Origin of the sequence: uncultured Gardnerella sp. (genome assembly GCF_947280595.1) — a bacterium.
Taxonomy (GTDB): domain Bacteria; phylum Actinomycetota; class Actinomycetes; order Actinomycetales; family Bifidobacteriaceae; genus Bifidobacterium; species Bifidobacterium vaginale_A.
The window spans coordinates 22,084-43,118 of sequence record NZ_CAMYOS010000010.1 but is presented as its reverse complement, the minus strand read 5'-3'; the positions used below and the strand labels follow the sequence as shown (position 1 = coordinate 43,118).

13 protein-coding genes and 1 other RNA gene are annotated in these 21,035 nt (G+C 39.1%); 13 read left to right on the top strand and 1 reads right to left on the bottom strand.

Annotated elements, in window-relative coordinates; all coding sequences use genetic code 11:
• Positions 1-409: 409 nt before the first annotated feature.
• The 13 genes from Q0X59_RS04350 (at position 410) to Q0X59_RS04290 (ending at position 19,886) form a co-directional block, all read left to right on the top strand.
• Positions 410-1,552 carry an inositol-3-phosphate synthase gene (locus Q0X59_RS04350; protein WP_075522976.1) on the top strand — a complete coding sequence of 381 codons (1,143 nt, stop codon included), beginning with the start codon at positions 410-412 and terminating at the stop codon, positions 1,550-1,552.
• A 44-nt stretch (positions 1,553-1,596) separates the two neighbouring features.
• Positions 1,597-1,693, top strand: an RNA gene (ffs, locus tag Q0X59_RS04345) — signal recognition particle sRNA small type.
• A gap of 42 nt (positions 1,694-1,735) precedes the next feature.
• Positions 1,736-3,094: a phosphatase PAP2 family protein gene (locus tag Q0X59_RS04340; RefSeq protein WP_082266191.1), complete on the top strand. Its 1,359-nt coding sequence runs from the start codon at positions 1,736-1,738 to the stop codon at positions 3,092-3,094.
• Positions 3,095-3,451: 357 nt separating this feature from the next.
• Entirely contained in the window at positions 3,452-6,418 is a 2,967-nt protein-coding gene (gene topA, locus Q0X59_RS04335) for a type I DNA topoisomerase (protein WP_297643404.1), read from the top strand.
• Positions 6,419-6,484: 66 nt separating this feature from the next.
• Positions 6,485-7,234, top strand: coding sequence for a dTMP kinase (gene tmk, locus Q0X59_RS04330; RefSeq protein ID WP_297643402.1), 750 nt, complete (start codon positions 6,485-6,487; stop codon positions 7,232-7,234).
• Positions 7,235-7,236: 2 nt separating this feature from the next.
• Positions 7,237-8,385 (top strand): DNA polymerase III subunit delta', encoded by a 1,149-nt coding sequence (locus tag Q0X59_RS04325; protein WP_297643400.1) that lies wholly within the window; start codon positions 7,237-7,239, stop codon positions 8,383-8,385.
• Positions 8,386-8,584: 199 nt separating this feature from the next.
• Positions 8,585-9,136, top strand: coding sequence for a YbhB/YbcL family Raf kinase inhibitor-like protein (locus Q0X59_RS04320; RefSeq protein ID WP_075522972.1), 552 nt, complete (start codon positions 8,585-8,587; stop codon positions 9,134-9,136).
• A 274-nt stretch (positions 9,137-9,410) separates the two neighbouring features.
• Positions 9,411-11,018 carry a C69 family dipeptidase gene (locus Q0X59_RS04315; RefSeq protein WP_075522971.1) on the top strand — a complete coding sequence of 536 codons (1,608 nt, stop codon included), beginning with the start codon at positions 9,411-9,413 and terminating at the stop codon, positions 11,016-11,018.
• A 117-nt stretch (positions 11,019-11,135) separates the two neighbouring features.
• A complete protein-coding gene (pepN, locus tag Q0X59_RS04310; protein ID WP_297643396.1) occupies positions 11,136-13,751 on the top strand; it encodes an aminopeptidase N in 2,616 nt (871 codons plus the stop codon).
• A gap of 337 nt (positions 13,752-14,088) precedes the next feature.
• Positions 14,089-15,522, top strand: coding sequence for a phosphoglucosamine mutase (glmM, locus tag Q0X59_RS04305; RefSeq protein ID WP_103042795.1), 1,434 nt, complete (start codon positions 14,089-14,091; stop codon positions 15,520-15,522).
• A 207-nt stretch (positions 15,523-15,729) separates the two neighbouring features.
• On the top strand, positions 15,730-16,383 hold the full coding sequence (locus Q0X59_RS04300; RefSeq protein WP_075522968.1) for a peptide deformylase: 654 nt from the start codon (positions 15,730-15,732) through the stop codon (positions 16,381-16,383).
• Positions 16,384-16,513: 130 nt separating this feature from the next.
• Complete coding sequence (locus Q0X59_RS04295; protein WP_297643393.1) at positions 16,514-18,076, top strand: hypothetical protein; 1,563 nt, start codon at positions 16,514-16,516, stop codon at positions 18,074-18,076.
• 286 nt (positions 18,077-18,362) lie between these two features.
• Positions 18,363-19,886: a formate--tetrahydrofolate ligase gene (locus Q0X59_RS04290; RefSeq protein ID WP_297643391.1), complete on the top strand. Its 1,524-nt coding sequence runs from the start codon at positions 18,363-18,365 to the stop codon at positions 19,884-19,886.
• A 171-nt stretch (positions 19,887-20,057) separates the two neighbouring features.
• Here Q0X59_RS04290 and Q0X59_RS04285 read toward each other — a convergent pair whose 3' ends face one another.
• Positions 20,058-20,903, bottom strand: coding sequence for an alpha/beta hydrolase (locus Q0X59_RS04285; protein WP_075523654.1), 846 nt, complete (start codon positions 20,901-20,903; stop codon positions 20,058-20,060).
• Positions 20,904-21,035 lie beyond the last annotated feature (132 nt).

The following is a 21,035-nucleotide window of genomic DNA, read 5'->3' as shown; positions in this document are numbered from 1 at the left end:
TGCAAATCTAGTGTTTGCTCTTGTGCTTGTTGTTTTGTTTGTGCGCGTGTTTGTATTTTTGCTTGTAGTTTTGCTTGATTTTGATTTTGCGTTCTTTTTTGCTAAATCTTTATTGCTATGTTCGTGTAATTTGGAAGATTCTTTGCTATTTCTTATATTACGTACACTTGAGTTACTTTTTGAGTCTTGCTCATTGTTACGCATAGTCATGAAATCAAAGTTAATGCTAGGTATTGAATTTATAAGTTTTATGTAATTTTTTGTGCTAATTTGTGCTATTTTAAGTTAAATTTATAAATTATATGGAAAATATCAAAAGAAACTAACTATATAACTCAGTGGATAGTATTATGAATATGTTAGTGCTACATAGAGCATAGTCATTGATTTTTGCAGGCAAGGAGTTTATATGAGTATCCGCGTTGCCATTGCCGGCGTGGGCAATTGCGCTTCATCGTTGGTTCAAGGTGTGGAATACTATCGAAATGCCGATGATGGAGATAAAATTCCAGGATTGATGCATGCTGTTTTTGGTTCGTATCGTGTAAGAGATATTGAGTTTGTTACAGCATTTGATGTTGACGCATTAAAAGTTGGTCGTGATTTAAGTGAAGCAATTGGAGCTTCCAAAAATAATACGATTCGTTTTGCTCAAGTTCCAAATCTTGGAGTGGAAGTTTTAAGAGGCCCTACATATGATGGTTTAGGCGATTATTATCGTCAAATGATTGATGAATCAGAAGCTGATCCAGTAGATGTGGCTCAAGTTTTACGAGATAAGCATGTTGATGTATTAGTTTCGTATTTGCCTGTTGGATCTGAGCAGGCAGATAAAGCTTATGCAACTGCTGCTATGGAAGCAGGATGTGCTTTTGTGAATTGTTTGCCAGTGTTTATTGCTTCTGATCCTGTTTGGGCACAAAAATTCCGTGATGCTGGTGTTCCTATTATTGGCGATGATATTAAAAGTCAGGTTGGAGCGACTATTACTCATCGTGTAATGGCAAGATTGTTTGAGGATCGAGGTGTGAGGTTAGATCGCACTTATCAATTGAATGTTGGCGGAAACATGGACTTTATGAACATGCTTCAGCGATCTAGATTGGAATCTAAGAAGATTTCTAAAACGCGTGCTGTGACTTCAATTGTTCCTCATGAAATGGATGATCATAACGTTCATATTGGTCCTTCTGATTACGTTGCTTGGCTGGACGATCGCAAATTTGCTTTTGTTCGTTTAGAAGGAACTACTTTTGGTGATGTTCCATTGAATTTGGAATATAAGCTTGAAGTTTGGGATTCTCCTAATTCTGCAGGCATTGTGATTGATGCTGTTCGTGCTGCTAAGATTGCTTTAGATCGTAAGCTTTCTGGTCCTATTCTCGCTCCAAGCTCATATTTCATGAAATCTCCAGCTGTACAACATGAAGATAGTGAGGCTCGTGAATTAGTTGAGCTTTATATTAAAGGCGAAGTTGAAGAAAATGAATCTCAGCTTGATTCTGATTTAGAATCTGCAAAAGAGCATGGTAAAAGCGTGTGGCGCGCCTAAAAATTGTAATTTACTCGACAAGTAATGAAAATAGTGTAATATAGATAAAGCCTCCGTGTGGCATTAAGTCACCCAATCCCCCCAGGGCAGGAATGCAGCAAGGGTAAGTGGCCTCTGATGGGTGCGCGGGGGTATTTCTTTTGTAAAACTCTTTTGGCGTGACGCTGTCGTAAAGTCTAAAGTATGAGTGAGGAATTAAAGAATTCATCTAGAGGATTGCAAGGCTTGGAAGATATTGAGCCGTTGCCAGAGCTTCCTAATGAACACGCTACTGATTATTCAAAAGATAGCGTAGAGATTACAGATGAATCTGTAGACTTTGACGATAATAGTGCTCAAGTAAATGCGCTTAAAAATAATGAATCAACAACTAGTGTATTTAATAGCGATGGAACTTCGAGCGCGCAATTTTCTGAAAATGAAGATAATTCTTTAAGTCTTAAATCTTCTTCTAAATCTTCTTCTAAATCTTCTACTCAAGATTCTAACAATTCTAAAAATTTAGTTTTAGAGTCTGCAGATTTAGATTCAAGTTCTTTTAATAATTCAGATTTTTCTCCAATAGACCCACTTCTTTCTAGTCCTCGCATATCTACACGCGTGTGGTGTGTTGTATGCGGAGTGCTTATGCTTATTGTTGCTTTCACTTTGTGGTTTCTTGCTGTTAGAACTCCGTTAGGTCAAAGTTATGAAGAAATAGTTATAGACGGTTTTGGAACTAGAGCATTGCCAATATGGCTAGAATTATTGCTTAAGCCTTTGCGAAAATCCATAGTAATAATTTCAATAAGCGTTCTAATTATGGCATGCGCTCTTGTAATCGCTTTTATTCGTAAACGTTGGTTGCTTATTTTCCAGTGTGTGGCAATAGTGTTGTTATCTCTTGCATTTGAGCCGCTTAAAAAAGTATTGCCTCGCCAAATGCTTGTGAATATAGAAAGCTTGGCAAGAAATTCAGCTCCTTCGGGTCATACTCTGTTAGTCGCATCTGCTTGTGCTATATTGGCGTGTTGCGTTACGAGAAAACTTCGCGCATGGGTTGCATTAGTTTCAGCGATATTTACTTGTTTAGTTTCTTATTCTCTTATGGCTGGAAGGTGGCATAGGCCTACAGATGTTATTATGTCACTGTTGATTGTTGGAGCTATTTCATCATTCATTTTGTCTTTATCTAGAAAATCTGGTATGGATATTCCTGAATCGCGTAAATCTTCAGTAAGCATACAAATTATTGGCACTTCTATGATTACATTTGGTGCGTTTGCTTGTGTTTATTCTATGTATCTCGTCTGGCAAATTTTGCCTGGAGTAGAACTATCTGCACGCTGGGCTGAAAAAGTGTCGTATTTATCAGTCTATTGCGCAACTGCTGGCATATCGTTACTAGTGTTTGGTGTAATAATGGTTTTGCGTCAATCTAGCGCATCTCCTTTAAGTAAGTTAGGTTTAGTCGGCGCTCCTCCGACTCCGCCGTCTGCATTATCTAAAGATAAATTAGAAGAGCAATCTGCAAAAGATAAGCTTTCACAAATATTGGCGTGAAGCTTATATTTCTTCTACAGTTAGCCACTAGGTGATATCGTTATAGCGTTTTGAATATAAGTTATGATTTTCATGCGTTTATTACTTTTGAAGGTGTATGAATGTAGGAAAAGCTAAAAATCTAGGATATTACATAAAAATTATGTAAAAGTCGCGTGCATAGTTGTATAAATAGAGGTATAAGTAGCAATTATATGTGAGCAAATATTTTACGTGAGTGTGATTGATTAGCAACTTTTGAATAACAGTGTTGTGAAATTAGCGTTGTAATTGATAACACTTAAAGTGTTGTGAGATTTGCTTGCGTAATGATTAAATAAGCGTAATGTAAGATTCGATGTGAAGAAAGGGACGAATATGGCAAAAGAACAGAAGCTTGTCATTGTGGAGTCTCCAACCAAAGCTCGGAAAATTGGCGGTTTTCTGGGTGATGGATATACTGTTATGGCATCGGTTGGTCATATTCGTGATTTGGCGCAGCCGAGCCAGGTTCCTTCGGCTAGTAAAGCTGATTTCGGAAAATTTGGTGTTGACGTAAATCATGGTTTTGCTCCATATTATGTTGTTGGAGCAGATAAAAAGAAAACAGTTGCTGATTTGAAGCGCGCACTATCTAATGCAAATGAACTTTTCTTAGCAACTGATGAGGATCGTGAAGGCGAGGCTATCGCTTGGCATTTGGTTGAAGCGTTAAAGCCAAAAGTGCCAGTAAAGCGTATGGTTTTCCATGAGATTACTAAGGATGCTATTCGTGCATCTCTTACTAATACTCGTGATGTTGACGATCACATGGTTGATGCTCAAGAAACACGCCGTGTGCTAGATCGTTTGTACGGTTATGAGCTTTCTCCTGTTTTGTGGCGAAAAGTTGGACCTGGTCTTTCTGCAGGACGAGTTCAGTCTGTTGCTACTAGATTGATTGTTGAACGAGAGCGCGAACGTATGGCTTTCAAGAAAGCTACGTATTGGGATATTTCTGCCGTTCTTTCTTGTTCTAATTGTGCTGATTTTGATAGTGGTGATCAAGAAAATCTTAATTGTGAAGCTCATTTGACTGAATTTAATAATCATCGTGTTGCATCATCTAGAGATTTTAACGATAGAGGTGAGTTAGTCCCTTCACGTAATTCTTCTGATTCAGTCGATTCTTCTGACTCTAGTAATTCAGTCGATTCAGTCGATTCTTCTAATAATCTATCGCTGAATTCAAATGATTCTAAAACTCTGTCAGAAGTGATTCTTATTGATGAATCTCATGCAAAAGCTATTGCGAAAGCTTTGGAACAGTCTGATTTTGTTGTAGAAAATATGGACACAAAGCCTTATCGTAGACGTCCTATGCCTCCGTTTACTACTTCTACTTTGCAACAAACAGCTGGAAATAGGCTTTCTATGAGTTCTCGTCAAACTATGCGTGTTGCTCAAGCTTTGTATGAAAACGGTTATATTACTTATATGCGTACAGATTCTGTAACTCTTTCGCAAGAAGCTATTGCTGCAGCTAGAAATGCCGCGCGTGAACATTATGGCGATGAATACGTTTCTGACGCTCCAAAGCAATATACAACTAAGACTGCAGGTGCTCAGGAAGCTCATGAATGTATTCGTCCTGCAGGAGCGCGTTTCCGTTCTCCAGAAGAGTTGTCTTCCTCTTTGCCTGCAGATCAATTGAAGCTTTATACATTGATTTGGCAGCGTACTATAGCTTCCCAAATGGCGGATGCTACTGGTTTTACTGCTACAGTTACTTTGAAAGCAGCTGCTTCAGATTTGGGAGAAGCTACTTTCCAGGCATCGGGTACTGTTGTGACTTTTGCTGGTTTTATGAAAGTTTTTGGTAATCAGAATGTTTCTTCTGCAGATTCTTCTGCACTCTCTTCTGCTTTGCCACCGATGAATGCTGGAGATGTGCTTTCTCCTGTGCAAGTAGAAGCAAAATCGCATGAAACACAACCTCCTGCTCGTTATACTGAAGCGTCTTTGGTTAAGACGTTGGAAGCTAAAGAAATCGGTCGTCCTTCTACTTATGCGACTATTATTTCTACGATTATTGATCGTGGATACGTTTATGAACGTGGGCGCGCTCTTATACCTTCTTGGCTTGCTTTCGCTGTAATTAAGTTGTTGGAAGCGAATTTCCCTAAATATGTGGATTATGCTTTCACTGCAGATATGGAAAATGGCTTAGATCGAATTGCTCACGGTGAAGAGTCTGGACGTGACTGGCTTACAAGATTCTATTTTGGTTCTGGTTCTGAATCTGCGCAATCTTCTCTTCAAGCGCATGTTGGTTTACAGCAGCAAGTTGCTGAACTTGGTGAAATTGATGCTCGCGAAATAAATACGATTGATATAGGCGATGGATTAAGCGTACGAGTTGGTAGATATGGCCCGTATTTGGAAGATTCAAAGCATTTAGATTCTGAAGGTAATCCTCGTCATGCGTCATTGCCTGAAACTTTAGCGCCAGATGAATTAAGTGTTGAAGTTGCTCGTGATTTACTTGAAAATAATTCTGCTGGTGCGCGCGTTTTAGGTGTAGATCCTGAAACTGGTGGAACTGTTGAAGTGAGGAATGGTCGTTTTGGACCTTATATTGCTTTAGTTCAGAGCGAAGATTCTGACGGATCTAATTCTGAAGATTCTTCTAAGTCTGAAGTGCGTCCAAAAATGGCATCTTTATTCAAAAATATGCATCCTGAAACTGTGACTTTGCAAGAAGCTTTGCAATTATTGAATTTGCCGCGATTAGTTGGAAACATGCAAGAAAGCGATGAAAACGGTAAATCACAGGAAGTACGTATTGAAGCAAATAATGGTAGATATGGTCCATATCTAACTAAGACTTATGTTTCTAATGGTGATTCTGAAGTTTCTAAGCCGGATACTCGTTCGCTTAGTAGTGAAGAAGCTATTTTCACTGTGACTTTAGAAGAAGCTAAAGAGATTTTTGCGCAACCGAAGTATGGTAAGCGCACTCGTGGTGCTGCTAAGCCTCCACTTCGTGAGCTTGGCAATGATCCTGAAACTGGCAAGCCAATAGTTATTAAAGATGGATTCTATGGTGCTTATATTACTGATGGTGAAACAAATCGTACTTTGCCAAAACAATATACTCCAGATTCGATTGACCCAAGCGAAGCGTTTGATTTATTAGCTAAGAAGCGTGCTGCTGGTCCTGTAAAACGTAAGAAGCGTGCGTCTTCAAAATCAGCGTCAGCAAAATCGGCATCAGCAAAATCGGCATCTAAGACTTCTGCTAAGAAGACTACAGCTAAGAAAGCAGCATCTAAATCTTCTGTAAAATCTACTGTGAAAAAGTAACTTCTACTAAAATAATTATTATTTAAGTAGTCGATTGCGTTAAACATGAGCTAAGTAGGGAAGCGTATGACATCTAAAAGCAGTGATTTTTCAAGCGGGTGCTCTTGCGATGTGAATTGTGCGTGCGATGTGAATTGTGCGTGCGATGTGAATTGTGCGTGTAATGTGAATGAAGAAAGCTCTAAAGGCTTATTTATATCATTTGAAGGCATTGATGGTGTTGGCAAATCTACTCAAGTTGTATTATTGCGTAATTATCTACAATCTATCGGCTTTGAAGTTGTAGTTACTCGTGAGCCTGGTGGGACTTCTTTAGGTAAAGAATTGCGCGAAATATTATTGCATGGAAGTAATATATCTGCTCGTTGCGAAGCGTTACTTTTTGCTGCAGATCGTGCTCAACATGTTTCTCAAGTCATTGTTCCAGCTTTGAAGCGTGGAGCTATTGTAATCACAGATCGTTATATTGATTCCTCGCTTGCGTATCAATCTGGCGGACGTGAATTAACTATGAAAGATATACGTGATTTAAGCAAATGGGCTACTTCATCTTTGTTGCCGGATCGTACATATTTGCTAGATATGGATGCTGAAGATGCATTCGAAAGATTACATGGCAAAACAGATCGCATGGAATCTGCTGGTCTTGATTTCGCTCGCCGTACTCGTGGAGCTTTTATTGATTTAGCAAATGAAGATAGTAAACGCTATTTTGTACTTGATGCAAAGCTTTCTGCAGAATGTTTGAGTACGATAATTTCTAAAGATATTGACTCTTTAATAAAAGAAAAATCGTTGAAAAATCAAGGATTTTAAATATGAGCGTTTGGGATTGTGTAATCGGTCAGAAACATGTTGTTGACATGTTAAAAAAAGTTGTATCGTCAGATAAGAATTCCATATCTCAATGTTGGCTTATTTGTGGTCCTTCTGGAAGTGGACGAGATAAAGTTGCTAGAGCTTTTGCTGCAGCTTTAGAAAGTGAAGATTTAGGAGAAGGAAACACATTATCAAAAGTGTCTTGCGAAGTTTTAGCTGACTTGCATCCAGATGTGAATGTAGTCACGTGCGATAAAGTAACAATCACTATTGATGAAGTTCGAGATATTGTTGCGCTATCTTCTCAAATGCCAAGTGTTTCTCCATGGCGAATCATAATTGTTGAAGATATTAGCAGAATGTTAGATCGCACAACGAATGTGCTCTTAAAAGAGATTGAAGAGCCTAGTAAGAATACTATGTGGATTGTTTGTGCTTCTAGCGAGCATGATGTTTTGCCAACTATACGTTCCCGTATGCAAGTTGTGAATCTTTCTATGCCAGATGAAGAATCTGTTTCTCGTTATGTAATAGAGCAAACGAAAGTAGATCCTAATATTGCGAAGATTGCTGCACGAATTTCACAAGGCAATATTGACGAAGCATTGTTATATGCGTCAAATGAGAGCGTTAGAACTAGTAGAGATGAGTTAATTGCTGGAATTCTTCGTATGAGTAGTGCTTGTGATGCGATAGTTTTAGCTGGAAATATTATTGATGACGCTAAATCTCAAGCTGAAGATGAAGTTCAAAAAGAAGTTGAAAATCAGCAAAAAGAGTTTAGACGCATTAACGGTCTTTCTGATGAAGATCGCATACCTACGAAACTTCGTAGCGCGTACGCAGCTTTAAGTAAAAAAGATGAAATCAAGCGTAAAGTTACTCGTAAAACTCGTGATTCAATAAACAGGTCTTTGGATGCGATTGATACTTTGTATAGAGATGTATTAGTGATTCTTAATAATGCTCAAAGCACAGCTCAGCTTATAAATCAGCAATATAAATATAATATTGAGAATTTAGCTAAACGATTTTCTCTTAAAGATGTGCTTTTTAGGATTGATGCAATCGCTGATGCGCGTAGGCGTTTAGCTTGCAATGGGAATACTGTGCTTGATTGTGAAGCTCTACTTTGCTCGCTTATTTAACGATTAAGAAGTTGTACTAGATAATTGTTAATAAACATTGAGTTAAGTTTTCTCAAGCCTATTGTGTTCGCGAAGTTTTCCCATACATCACATACATGTATTACTTTTCTGTATTACTTTTCTGTATTACTTCCATACATTGCTAGTACATAATCTGTATTTAACTCACTTCGTCATTGATGTATTGGATACTTGAGTTATGGATATTTCAACAGATTTTGTAGTTGTACCGGACGATTTTTCTAAAGCTGCGCCGGAGCAGAATAAGATTAATGGTGTTCCAGTAGTGTCGTTTCCGTTTTATATAGATAGATTGCCTTCTTTCGTGCATTATTTGCATTGGCGATTTGTGGATGATGATGCTATACCTGTGTGTGGTTTTTCTTGGATTCATTGGACTGTAGCAAATGTGCCTTCAGAAGCGTTAATGTTTGATTTTAATGATTCTCATGCTTTGCAAATTCCTGAAGATTTTTCTCGTAAAATGACTTCTATGATTCCTGAAGCTGTGCAAGGTGTCAATTCGCAAGCAAGTAGATTTATTGGATGCAAAGATGCGTCTATTACTATGCGTTACAACGGTCCGCAACCTCCAGACAAGGATCACGAGTATATGCTTGAAGTATTTGGCACTGAAAAGCCATTTGAGGATCTTAAGCAAGGTTTTTATATGAATGAATTGATGAGAGATTTGCGATGCAATAATTCTCCTGTAGATGCTGGAGGTATGTACATTACAGGTAGAGCATAAAGTTTTTCGTAAATGTCTAATATTTAAGGATTTAAATTAAGGATTTAAATTAGGGATTTAAATTAGGGATTTAATTTAGAAATTTAATTTAGGGATTATTTTCTAAGTTAGTTTTAAATTACATCGCTTTCGTTTTCTAGATTATTACGTAAATCATTTCACATTTTATTTTGTTACTAATCTAATAAATTGCGTCTAAGCGTTAGAATCAATCAGTAATAGTAAATAAAATAGTAAATAAACAGTAAATAAACAATATCAAATGGGGGATGCTATGGCATGTACAACAATTCTCGTAGGGCGCGGTGCTAGTTACGATGGCTCTACTCTTATTGCTCGTAATGAGGACTCTGCAAATGGTGAATTTAATCCGAAGCGACTTGTAGTAGTAAAACCTGAGCAATGCCCACGAGTTTACAAGTCTGTTCTTAGCCATGTGACTGTTGAGTTGCCTGATGAACCGTTGCAATATACTTGCGTTCCAAATGCTGACTTAAGTGAAGGAATTTGGGGAGAAGCTGGAGTAAATGAGGCGAATGTGGCAATGAGTGCTACTGAAACGATTACTTCTAACGAAAGAGTTCTTGGAGCTGATCCGCTTGTAGAGTTTCAAAAATCTCAAGGTGACCCTGAAGATGGTGTTTTAGGCTACATACCAGAAACTCCAGGTGGAATTGGCGAAGAAGACTTTTTGACTCTTGTTTTGCCTTATATTCGTAGCGCTCGCGAAGGTGTATTGCGTTTAGGTTCATTGCTTGAAAAATACGGCACTTATGAAATGAATGGTGTTGCATTTTCTGATGTAAACGAGATTTGGTGGCTTGAAACTGTTGGCGGTCATCATTGGATTGCTAAGCGCGTTCCGGACGAATCTTATGTTGTTATGCCAAATCAGCTTGGTATTGACGAGTTTGATTTAGATGATGCATTTAATGCACAAGAAGAACATATGTGTTCTGAAGATTTGCTTGAGTTTATTGAAGAAAATCATTTGGATTTGTCTGTTGAATCAACATCGCTATTTAATCCGCGTGATGCGTTTGGATCTCATTCAGATGCAGATCATGTTTATAACACACCTCGCGCTTGGTATATGGAGCGTTTCTTGAATCCTTATGATGAAGTGTGGGATGGCAAAGATGCTGATCATCGTCCGGATAGTAACGATATTCCTTGGGCGCGTCAGCCTGAACGCAAAGTGACAGTTGAAGACATTAAGTATGTTCTTAGCTCGCACTATCAAGGAACAGAATATGATCCTTATGGGAAGATTGGCGATGAGCACACTCGTCACTTGTTTAGACCAATTGGAATCAACCGTCAAAGTGAGCTTTCTGTAATACAAATAAGACCGTATCGTCCAGAATCCTTCCGTGCGATTCAGTGGATTGCTTATGGTTCTAATCCTTTTAATGCGTTAGTGCCGGTTTACCCTAATGTAAACGAAATTCCGCAATATTTTGAAGATACTACTACTCGAGTGACAAGTGAAAACTTCTATTGGGAAAATCGTATCATCGCAGCTCTTGCTGATGCAGCATTTAATGATACCGCTAACGCAATTGAGAGGTATCAAGAACTTATCGGTTCTTTAGGTCATCAAATGATTAAGACTGCAGATGAAAGCGTTGCGGAATTGGAAGAAATCAACTTGAATGATTTTGTGCCTGAACGCGAAGGTGACGAAGATTATGGAGATTTAGTCAGAGATACGGATGCTATTCTTGCTTCCACGCGTAATGAAAAAGTTCGCCGCGCTCTTGCTGCTATAAATAATTGCATGTCTATAAGAGTTAAGACTGAAACTGATTCTTTGCTTGATAATGTGCTTTACATAACTAGTATGAAGATGAAGAATGGTTTTAATCGTTCTGATCATTGATAGTTTGTATAGTTTGCGATAGTAGCGTAAAAATATTATTAAAAGAATTTACAAAGATAAAAATAATAAGTAATTATTAGAAAATTTGTTAAAAAATAATAAGGAAGGAAACATTATATGCCAGGAGCAAATCTGACTCGTGTCGAAGCAGAAGAACGTTTTGATGCGGTTCATATGCCAATTCATTACGATGTATTGCTTGATTTAGGTAAAGGTGCTCGTGATTTTACATCGCGTACAAAAATTACATTCGATGCTAAAGCTGGTTCTAGTAGTTTTCTAGATTTGATTGCTAATAGTGTTGAATCAGTTGTGCTAAACGGAGCGTCTCTTGATGTTTCTAAAGTTTTTGCAAATAGTCGTATTGAACTTTCGGATTTAGATGAGCATAACGTTGTAGAAGTTGTTGCAAATTGCCAATATTCCAACACTGGTGAAGGCTTGCATCGTAGTGTTGATCCGTCTGATGGGAATGTATATCTTTACACGCAGTTTGAAGTTCCTGACGCTCGCAGAGTTTATGCTGTATTTGATCAGCCAGATTTGAAGGCAGTTTTTGATTTTACTGTAGATGCTCCAGAAAGCTGGATTGTGACTTCAAATATGCCGGTTAAAAGTTCTGAAAAGTTGCAAAACAGTCAAACTGAGTCTGGCACTTTGGAAAACGGCGTTGTTGAAGGTATGAAACGATGGGAGTTTGAGTCAACTCCAAAGATGAGCTCTTATCTTACGGCTGTTTGTGCAGGACCTTATGCTCAGTGGCATACAGAATACAATAATGAAGATGGTCGCGTAGTTCCGATGGCAATGTATTGCCGTCAAGCTCTTAAAGATGCTTTTGCAAAAGATGTTGACTATCTATTTGATATTACGAAAAAGGGATTTGCTTTTTATACAAAGACTTGGGGAGTGCCATATCCGTACGCAAAGTACGATCAGATTTATGTGCCAGAGTATAACGCTGGTGCAATGGAAAATATTGGCATGGTTACAATTCGTGATCAATACGTTTTTGAATCAAAAGTTACAGACGCTTATGCTGAGCGCCGTGTTGTGACAGTTTTGCATGAGCTTGCTCATATGTGGTTTGGCGATTATGTAACTATGAAGTGGTGGAATGATTTGTGGCTTAATGAATCCTTCGCAGAATTCACTTCTACTCTTGCTACTGCTGAAGCAACGCAATGGCATGACGCTTGGAGCACGTTCAATTCTGGGGAAAAGAGCTGGGCGTTAAATCAAGATCAGCTACCAACCACACATCCGATTGTTGCTCCAATCAACGATTTGAATGACACTTCCGTAAACTTCGATGGAATCACTTACGCAAAGGGAGCTTCTGTTTTAAAGCAGCTAGTTGCGTATGTTGGTCGCGAAAAGTTCTTTGAAGGAATTCACAACTACTTAAGTAAGCACGCTTATAGCAATGCTACTTTAGCTGATTTATTGCATGAATTGGAACTTACAAGCGGTCGTGATTTAAAGTCTTGGAGTGCTAAGTGGCTTGAAAAGGCTGGAATTAACACGATTTCTACAGAAGTTGAAGAGTCTAGTGATGGAACTATTTCTGCTTTGCGTTTGCGTCAAAGTGCTAGTAAAGAGCATCCTGTTCTTAGAGCGCATCGTTTAGCAGTTGGTTTCTATGATGTTGATGAAACTACTGGAGAAATCAAGCGTACTAAGCGAATTGAGCTTGATGTTGATGGTGAGCTAACGCAGGTTGAAGAGGCGCGTGGCTTGCGCAGACCGGCGTTAATTTTGGTTAATGATGATGATTTAACATACACTAAGCTTCGTTTTGACGATAAGTCGCTTGAGTTTGCTGCCGAAAATCTTTATCGCTTTAAGGATTCTTTGACGCGCTCTATTATTTGGCTGTCTTTGTGGGATATGACTCGTGATGCGCAATTCCCGGCAGAACGCTTTGTGGAACTTAGCCTTAAAGCTTTGGCTACTGAACGAGAATCTACTACTTTCCGTTATGCGCTTGGACAAGTGAAAATCACAGCAAGCCACTATGTTGTCCCTAGTCGTCAAGCAGAAGTGGCAAAGCATGTTGCTCATGAACTTTGGCAACTCGCTTTGGCTGCTAATGCTGGTTCTGATGAGCAGTTCCAATTAGTTAAAGCTTATCTTGGATATGGAGAAGTCGGCGACTCAGAATTTATTCGTGTAGCTCGTGGATTGCTTGACAGCTCTGTGAAATTAGAAGGCTTAGATATTGATAACGACTTGCGTTGGAGTATTTTGATTGCGCTCGCAGGAGTGAATGATTTGAGTGAAGCTGATATTGATGCTGAACTTCAAAAGAGAGATACTACTGAAAATCGTGAGCATGCTTATCAGGCTCGTGCATCTCGCGCAACTGCAGAAGCTAAGGATTGGGCGTGGGAACAGGCTTTGCGTAATCTTGACTTGACTAATATGCAGATGGGTGCTGTTGCTGCAGGTTTTTACTCTACAGCTAAGGGAGATCTCGCTAAGCCATATGTTGAGCGATATTTTGCTGATATTGATTGGATCTGGAAGAATCGCACATTCCATATGGCAGAAGCCTTAATTGAAGGTTTGTATCCTGTGTATGCACCAGTTGAGGATTTGGTTGACGGTGGAGCTAAATGGCTTGAAGCTCATAATGACGCTCCCGATGCACTTCGTCGTATGGTGCTTGGTAATCTTGATCTTTCGCGCCGTACTCTTATGGTACAGAAATATAACGCTTCGTTGAGCTAATTCAACAGCTTCGTTATTTTTAATTAAATGCGAGGTTTGTAGTCAACATTATAAGTTGGCTATGAATCTCGCATATTTTGTATTTGTTGACGCAAATTATATTGCTATTTTCACAAGTCTAGTGATATAAGCTAAATCTATTGTTATGAGCCAAATTCTATAGAAATAAGCTTTGAAGAACATTTGCATAATCTCGTTTTGTTTCATAGTGCTTTCTTTATGGCGCGTTACGTGAACTTGTGCATAAAATAATAAGCAGTGTGTGGCGCGCAATGAGTAATGTTTTGCGAGCGCGTGAATGAACTGATTCATTGATTTTGTTGAAAGAGGCGTTAATATGCCACGAATGTTTGGTACTGATGGTGTTAGGGGATTAGCAAACCGAGATTTAACAGCTAAGCTTGCGTTGGATTTAGGAGATGCCGCCGTTAGAGTATTGGGAAGTGTTTCTTCTGAAAACTGTGTTTCTTCAGATTCTTCTGATACTAATTCCGATTCTTTAAATAAATCTGTTCATGCTCGTAGACGCGCTTTAGTTGGTAGAGATACTCGCGTTTCGGGCGATTTTCTTGCTGCAGCTTTATCTGCTGGTATGAGCGCAGGTGGATTTGATGTGATTGATGCTGGAATTATCCCTACTCCTGGCGTGGCTTTTCTCACTTCTGTGCTGAATGTGGAAATGGGTGCTGTTATTTCTGCATCTCATAATCCTATGCCGGATAATGGTATTAAATTCTTTGCTAGAGGTGGATTTAAGCTGCCGGATAGCAAAGAAGATGAGATTGAATCAGTTCTTGGTCAAGATTGGGATCGTCCAACTGGTGATGGTGTTGGTCGTATAAGTCGAGATACTACTACTGCTACAAATCTTTATATAGATCACCTTGTTTCAGCAGTTGCGCCTTTGAGTAGTGGTTCTACTACGCGTCCAAAGCCGCTTGCAGGTTTGCGCGTTGTTGCAGATTGTGCGAATGGAGCTACTTCTGTTGTTGCTCCTGAGGCTTTGCGTAGAGCAGGAGCAGAAGTAATCGTAATTAACGCTTCTCCTGATGGTTATAATATCAATGATCACGCTGGCTCAACTCATCCTGAGCAATTGCAAGCAATGGTAAAAGCATCTAATGCAGATTTGGGAGTAGCGTTTGATGGCGATGCTGATCGTTGCTTAGCTGTAGATGAAAATGGAAATATGGTCAACGGTGATCAAATTATGGGAATTCTTGCTCGCTCTAAAAAATCTGAAGGTAAACTTAACCATGATACTTTAGTTGTTACTGTTATGAGCAATCTTGGTTTGAAGCTTGCACTCAAAGATATGGGAATTTCAACAGTTCAGACGAACGTTGGCGATCGTTATGTTTTGGAAGAGATGCTTAAACACGATTATTCTTTGGGTGGAGAGCAATCTGGGCATGTGATTAACAGAGAATTTGCTACTACAGGAGATGGCACTCTTACGGCATTGACTTTGTGTCGTGAAGTTGTTCGTGCAGGAAAGAAACTTTCGCAAATGGCTGCTGATTTTCCACAGTTACCTCAGGCTCTTGTGAATGTGCCTAATGTAGATAAAATGGCTTCTAAAACTAATGCTGCAGTTCTTGATGCAGTAGAGAAAGAGTCTAATCTTCTTGGTGATTCTGGTCGTGTTCTTTTGCGTCCTAGTGGAACTGAACCTCTTGTTCGTGTTATGTGTGAAGCAGGAACTCAAAAGCAAGCAGATGAAGTATGTGCTCGATTGGCTCAAGTTGTTATAGATAATTTGAAGCTGTAAAGTTTTTGAGAATTTGCTTTTAGAAGTGGGTTTGAGGATAGTTATGTGTATTACATTTGCACTAAGTATTCTAATGCGTTGAGTTTTTGTTTGTATCTGGCAATGCGAAAATAATTTTGATATACTTAGCATTTCGGTGTTATGTTCATATGATGCACGTAATACTGTGTTTTCGTGCACTATTTTCGCATTCGTTAAAGGAGTCCTATGTTTACGCATCACGCAAGTGTCGATACAAAACTCAGTCGTGCAGTTGAGCATCTTTTGGATTCTGCAACGAGTGATGGAATATTGCCTATTGTTCAGGCTGGTGAGCCTGTATTGCGTTCTCGTACTGTTGAATATGATGGTCAACTTACTAGAGCAACTTTAGATAAGCTAATTTCGCTTATGCATAGCACGATGCTTGAAGCACCTGGGGTTGGTTTAGCAGCTCCACAGATTGGTCTTGGTCTTGCTATTGCAGTTATTGAAGATCATGTTCGAGATGATGAAGATGATCCTCGAGATATTGAGGAGTTGCCGTTCAGGGCAATAATCAATCCTCATTATGAGCCTATTGGTACTCAGACTCGTAGTTTTTATGAAGGCTGTCTAAGTGTTTCTGGTTATCAAGCTGTTCGTCAACGTTGGCTTGATATTAAGGCAACTTGGCAAGATGAAGATGGAAAGCAACATTCTGTAAAACTTCATGGTTGGCCTGCTAGAATTTTCCAACATGAAACAGATCATCTTCGTGGTGAATTATATATTGATCGTGCAGAGATTCGTTCATTAACTACAGATGAAAATCTTGAGGATTATTGGGCAGATGAAGCTGTTCCAGTATCTGCTGCGCGTAGTTTAGGTTTTGCTATTTGATATTTTACTTGTAAATTAGAAAATATAATTTAAAATTTCTATTAGTAAAGCTTTGTGCTTGTAATATGCGCGTTTAGCGAGTATTTTTGTACTTTAACACGATGATGAGTTTTGTATAAGGAGAGAGAGTATGAAGGTTTGTAGTCGTTGCAAAACCGAGAACAGGGATGTTGCTAATTTTTGCAAAGAGTGTGGTAATAAGCTTACAGAAAATTTTGTAAATAATCCTTCTGTGGAAAACAATCCTCAACAATCTTATGAAAAGTTTGATTTTCAATCTCAGCAGAACCAATTGAACGCGCAGGATGAACCTCGCGATACTAATTCTTTGGCGCAATTAGCTAATAAAGATAACTTTGCTGCTAGTGTTGCTGGTGTTTCTAGCGTCTCTGGTGCTGCTAGCGCTGATGCTAATAGTGCTTCTACTGTTGAGGCTGCTGCTGGTGCTAGTGTTGCTGCTCCTAGTAGTTATCTTGAATCTCCAGAAGGTGTTGCTGCCAATAGTGATTCTGCTCATGAAGCTGCTGCTAGTGTTTCTGGTAGTGCCGATTCTAGTGTTGATGCCAGTGTTAGTGTTGCTGATACCGCCAGCGCTGCTGGTCATGAGAATTATAGTGATATCTCGGATTCTTCTTATTTTGGTCAGCAGAATCCTAAATCGGAGCAGGATTTTCAGGTTAAACAGTATGAGCAAGCTGATAGTGAGCAAGCTGATAGTGAGCAAGCTGATAGTGAGCAAGAGTACATTAGTGATAGTCATACAGGTGATGATGTTAGATTTGATGAACCTCGTTTTGACGAGAATAAAAGTGACGATTCAGAATCTAATAAATCTCAGTATGCTCAAAATAATTCTGCTAATTCTAATAGCGCAACAGCGGAATCCAATAATTTGCAAAAAGCTGATTTTGAGCCTGTGAATCAGACTCTTTCTGACGAATCTTCTTCTAGTCAGCTGGGTCAGAATCCTCAGTTTGGTCAACAAAACCCACAGTTCGGTCAGGATTCTGCTCGTCAAAACCCGCAGTTTGGTCAAAATCCTCAGTTTGGTCAGCCAAATCAGCAGCAGAACCCTCAGTTTGGTCAGCGTCAACAGAACCAACCTCCTTATGGTCAAGCTCCTTATGGTCAGTTTGGTCAGCAGCAAGCTTCATTTGGTCAGAATCCGCAGTTCGGTCAATCAAATCAGTTTGGTCAACAAAATCCACAGTTTGGTCAGAATCGTGCTCCGCAGTTTGGTCAGAATCCTCAGTTTGGTCAGCCAAATCAGCAGCAGAACCCTCAGTTCGGTCAGCGTCAACAGAACCAACCTCCTTATGGTCAACCTCCTTATGGTCAATTTGGTCAACAAAACCCACAGTTCGGTCAAAACTCGCAGTTTGGTCAGAATCGTGCTCCGCAGTTTGGACAGAATCCGCAGTTTGGTCAACAGCAACCTCCATTTGGTCAGAATCCTCAATTTGGTCAGCAGAATCCTCAGTTTGGTCAAAACTCGCAGTTTGGTCAAAATCGTGCTCCGCAGTTTGGACAGAATCCGCAGTTTGGTCAACAGAGTTCGCAGTTTGGTCAGCAGAATCCTCAGTTTGGTCAACAGAACCAACAATTCGGACAGCCAAATTCCCAAAATCCTCAGCAGCGTAATCGTGGCAACTATAATCCACAGGAAGGTGATGGTTCTCAAAATTTTAGGTGAAATATTAAGATTTATCCCAATTTGTATTTCGTGAAACAAATATGAAAATTATTTGAGAACATTTAAATTTCTTGTAAACTGCATCTAATTAGTTTTATGATGCAGTTTTTTATTATGTGTGATTAAACACATAAACTATTGATAGCCTACGTATTCGTATAATATTGTTTTTGCTTGTGAATTTTGATTTGCATTTACGAGTGTTGCCAAATCTAATTGGGTTACAGCTAGGATTAACGGCAAAAGTTTTCACAAATCAGTATGTTGCGCAAAGAAAGTGGGGAATATGACAATTCTTGAATCATTTACAACTTCATACGGGTTGGTTTCTAAAATTGATGCTTTTGGATTTATGGATTATCTTAGCAAACATCCTAATGAGAATCGTAAGCACGGTAAAGTTGTTCTCGTTACGGCAGATACTCCTCTTAAAGCTTCCAGAGGTGAGGGTAAAACAACTACCACAATCGCTCTTGTAGATGCATTACGTAAACGCGGTATTGATGCTGCTGCTGTTCTTCGCCAACCAAGTATGGGAATTACTGCAGCTGGCTCTAAGGGTGGAGCTTCTGGCGGTGGAAAGTCTTCTCTTGCAAATCCTGAATTGATTGATTGGGGTTTGTGCGGTGAAATGGCTGCTATTGCTAGTGCGCAAAATCTTCTTGTTTCTTTTGCTGAAAAAGCGATTGATGAAGGTTTATTAGATACTATTTTAGTTCCTAGAGTGAGTGAAGTACCTTCTCGTTCTTTAAGAAGTATTGCTGTAGATTTTTCTAAAAGAACAGTTCCTGAGCGTGTTGTGCTAACTCCAACTTGTGAGCTTATGCAAATTGTTGTGCTTTCAAGAAGTATGGATGAGATTTCTAATCGCGTTTCTTCTATGATTGCTGGCACAAAGGATGGAAATCCTGTAACTTTCGGTTCTTTTGTTGATTTATGGAGAATCACAAATATACTTTCAGATGCTGTAAAACCTGTAAAAACTGAAACAGTGAATGGTTCACCAATTTATGTACATTGTGGACCATTTGCGAATGTTTCTCTTGGAATTCCTAGCTTAATAAGTGTTGAGATGGCATGCGCTGAGCATGATGTAGTAATTGTCGAAGCTGGATATGGTTCAGATGCAGGTGCTCAAAAGTGGCTAGATATTGCAGCTCGTGAATATGGTGCTCAATGGCCAACAGCAGCTGTTGTTGTTACTCGTTCAACTACTTGGCGTGATGATCCAGATCTCGCATGGCGCTATCCGTTCCATGTTGAACATCTTGAGTCTTTGCATATTCCTGCATTCCCTCTTATAAATTTGTGGGAAGGCGAAGATAATCAAATTTCTGATTTGCGCTCTATTGCTGAATCTCTTGAGTTTCGCAATCCTTTGATTGGCAATCTTTTCCGTGATGGCGGAGATAGTTTAGTTAATCAGCTTGATGATTTCGTATCTGTTGTTGAAAGTGAACTTCCTGCTGTAAGAATCCTACCTAAGAGCCATCGTGGTAAGTCTTTGCTTAATCGTATTGAGTCGCTTTGTGAAGAATCTTATGGAGTTCCAGCAGAGCGCGTGATTAAGAAAGATGGTTTTGAAGATTCTTTGGCTGCTGCACAAGATTTGTGTAATAAAGCAGGTATCGCTTTTGATGATTTAGTTTTAGTTGCAGTTAAATCTCCTGCTACTATGACAGATGACGATCGCAAGCCTTGTGACGAGCGCACTGTGACTTTGAAGAAAGTAGAAGTTCATTCTGGTGCCGGACTTGTCCAAGTAAATCTCACATCTTCGCTTACAACTCCAATGCCTAAGATTGTGTGATTTTATCTGTCTTATATCTATCTTATATTTATCTTATATCCATATTTTATCTAGATTTTTAGCCGTTAATAGAAAACGTCGCCAACGCATTATTGTGTGGGCGACGTTTCTTAATTTATTTTTGAGGAATAACCTTCATTTTGTCTTGGGAAATAACCTTCATTTTTGTTATTATAAATTGAAAGTTCTTCTCAACCAATCGCATGCAAAACCGATCCATTGTTGTACTTCTGGCTGTACAAACTCAGGAATAACGCGTCCATTTTCATCTCGTTTAGCAGTTTGTTCAACAGCAAGTGCCAAACCATGAGGACCTTTAGGGAATAAGTGTGCTTCAACATTCACACCTGCTTTGACGCATGCATCTATAAACATAATTGAATTTTCAACTGGAACAGTTTGATCTGTAACAGTTTGCCATATGAAAACAGGTGGAGTTTTAGAATCTACATGCTTTTCAAGAGAAAGATCTTCAACAAGTTTCTCGCGCTCATCTTCACTAACGTTTCCAAAAAGACGATCGAAAGTTGGCTTGTGTGCGTAAATTCCTGCAGAAATCACAGGGTATGCAAGCATAAGAGCATTTGGACGAACTTCGTCAGCTTTATATCCGTTAGCTTCTTCAATTTCATCGCTTACGTGAGTTGCGAGATTTGCTGCAACATGCCCTCCTGCAGAGAATCCAATAATTGCAACATTTTGCGGATTTATATGCCATTCTTCAGCATTTTTTCGTATTAAATTCATTGCAAGAGCTGCTTCCAAAAGTTGCGTTGGGTGCGTGCTTGGTACTAGAGAATATCGTAAAACAAACGCATGGAAACCTTCAGATGCAAATTTCATTGCAATTGGTTCAGATTCACGATTTGAAGTGCGTAAGAATCCTCCTCCTGGAAGAATTAGAACTGCTGGTCTAATCTGTTTTACTTCTGTATCTGTGTTGTCGTCTAAAACGTATCCAGTAAGTTTTGCGACACTTCCGTCAATGCCTTTAATTTCACGCTCAATAGTTTTCATAGCATTTCTTTCTTTTTGTATAAAATTGCACTATTTATCTCAAGCATAGTTCTAATCAAATACCTTGCTTTTTTAAGTGCGTTATATGTTAAATTCGTGTAGAGTTTAAGAAGATTTAAGGATATTTAGGGA

What these genes read in the sequence shown, in the direction of transcription:
- Q0X59_RS04300 (WP_075522968.1), top strand. Translation starts at nt 15,730, where the DNA reads ATGTTTACGCATCACGCAAGTGTCGATACAAAACTCAGTCGTGCAGTT.
- Q0X59_RS04290 (WP_297643391.1), top strand. Translation starts at nt 18,363, where the DNA reads ATGACAATTCTTGAATCATTTACAACTTCATACGGGTTGGTTTCTAAA.
- Q0X59_RS04325 (WP_297643400.1), top strand. Translation starts at nt 7,237, where the DNA reads ATGAGCGTTTGGGATTGTGTAATCGGTCAGAAACATGTTGTTGACATG.
- glmM (WP_103042795.1), top strand. Translation starts at nt 14,089, where the DNA reads ATGCCACGAATGTTTGGTACTGATGGTGTTAGGGGATTAGCAAACCGA.
- pepN (WP_297643396.1), top strand. Translation starts at nt 11,136, where the DNA reads ATGCCAGGAGCAAATCTGACTCGTGTCGAAGCAGAAGAACGTTTTGAT.
- Q0X59_RS04320 (WP_075522972.1), top strand. Translation starts at nt 8,585, where the DNA reads ATGGATATTTCAACAGATTTTGTAGTTGTACCGGACGATTTTTCTAAA.
- topA (WP_297643404.1), top strand. Translation starts at nt 3,452, where the DNA reads ATGGCAAAAGAACAGAAGCTTGTCATTGTGGAGTCTCCAACCAAAGCT.
- Q0X59_RS04350 (WP_075522976.1), top strand. Translation starts at nt 410, where the DNA reads ATGAGTATCCGCGTTGCCATTGCCGGCGTGGGCAATTGCGCTTCATCG.
- tmk (WP_297643402.1), top strand. Translation starts at nt 6,485, where the DNA reads ATGACATCTAAAAGCAGTGATTTTTCAAGCGGGTGCTCTTGCGATGTG.
- Q0X59_RS04315 (WP_075522971.1), top strand. Translation starts at nt 9,411, where the DNA reads ATGGCATGTACAACAATTCTCGTAGGGCGCGGTGCTAGTTACGATGGC.
- Q0X59_RS04285 (WP_075523654.1), bottom strand. Translation starts at nt 20,903, where the DNA reads ATGAAAACTATTGAGCGTGAAATTAAAGGCATTGACGGAAGTGTCGCA.
- Q0X59_RS04295 (WP_297643393.1), top strand. Translation starts at nt 16,514, where the DNA reads ATGAAGGTTTGTAGTCGTTGCAAAACCGAGAACAGGGATGTTGCTAAT.
- Q0X59_RS04340 (WP_082266191.1), top strand. Translation starts at nt 1,736, where the DNA reads ATGAGTGAGGAATTAAAGAATTCATCTAGAGGATTGCAAGGCTTGGAA.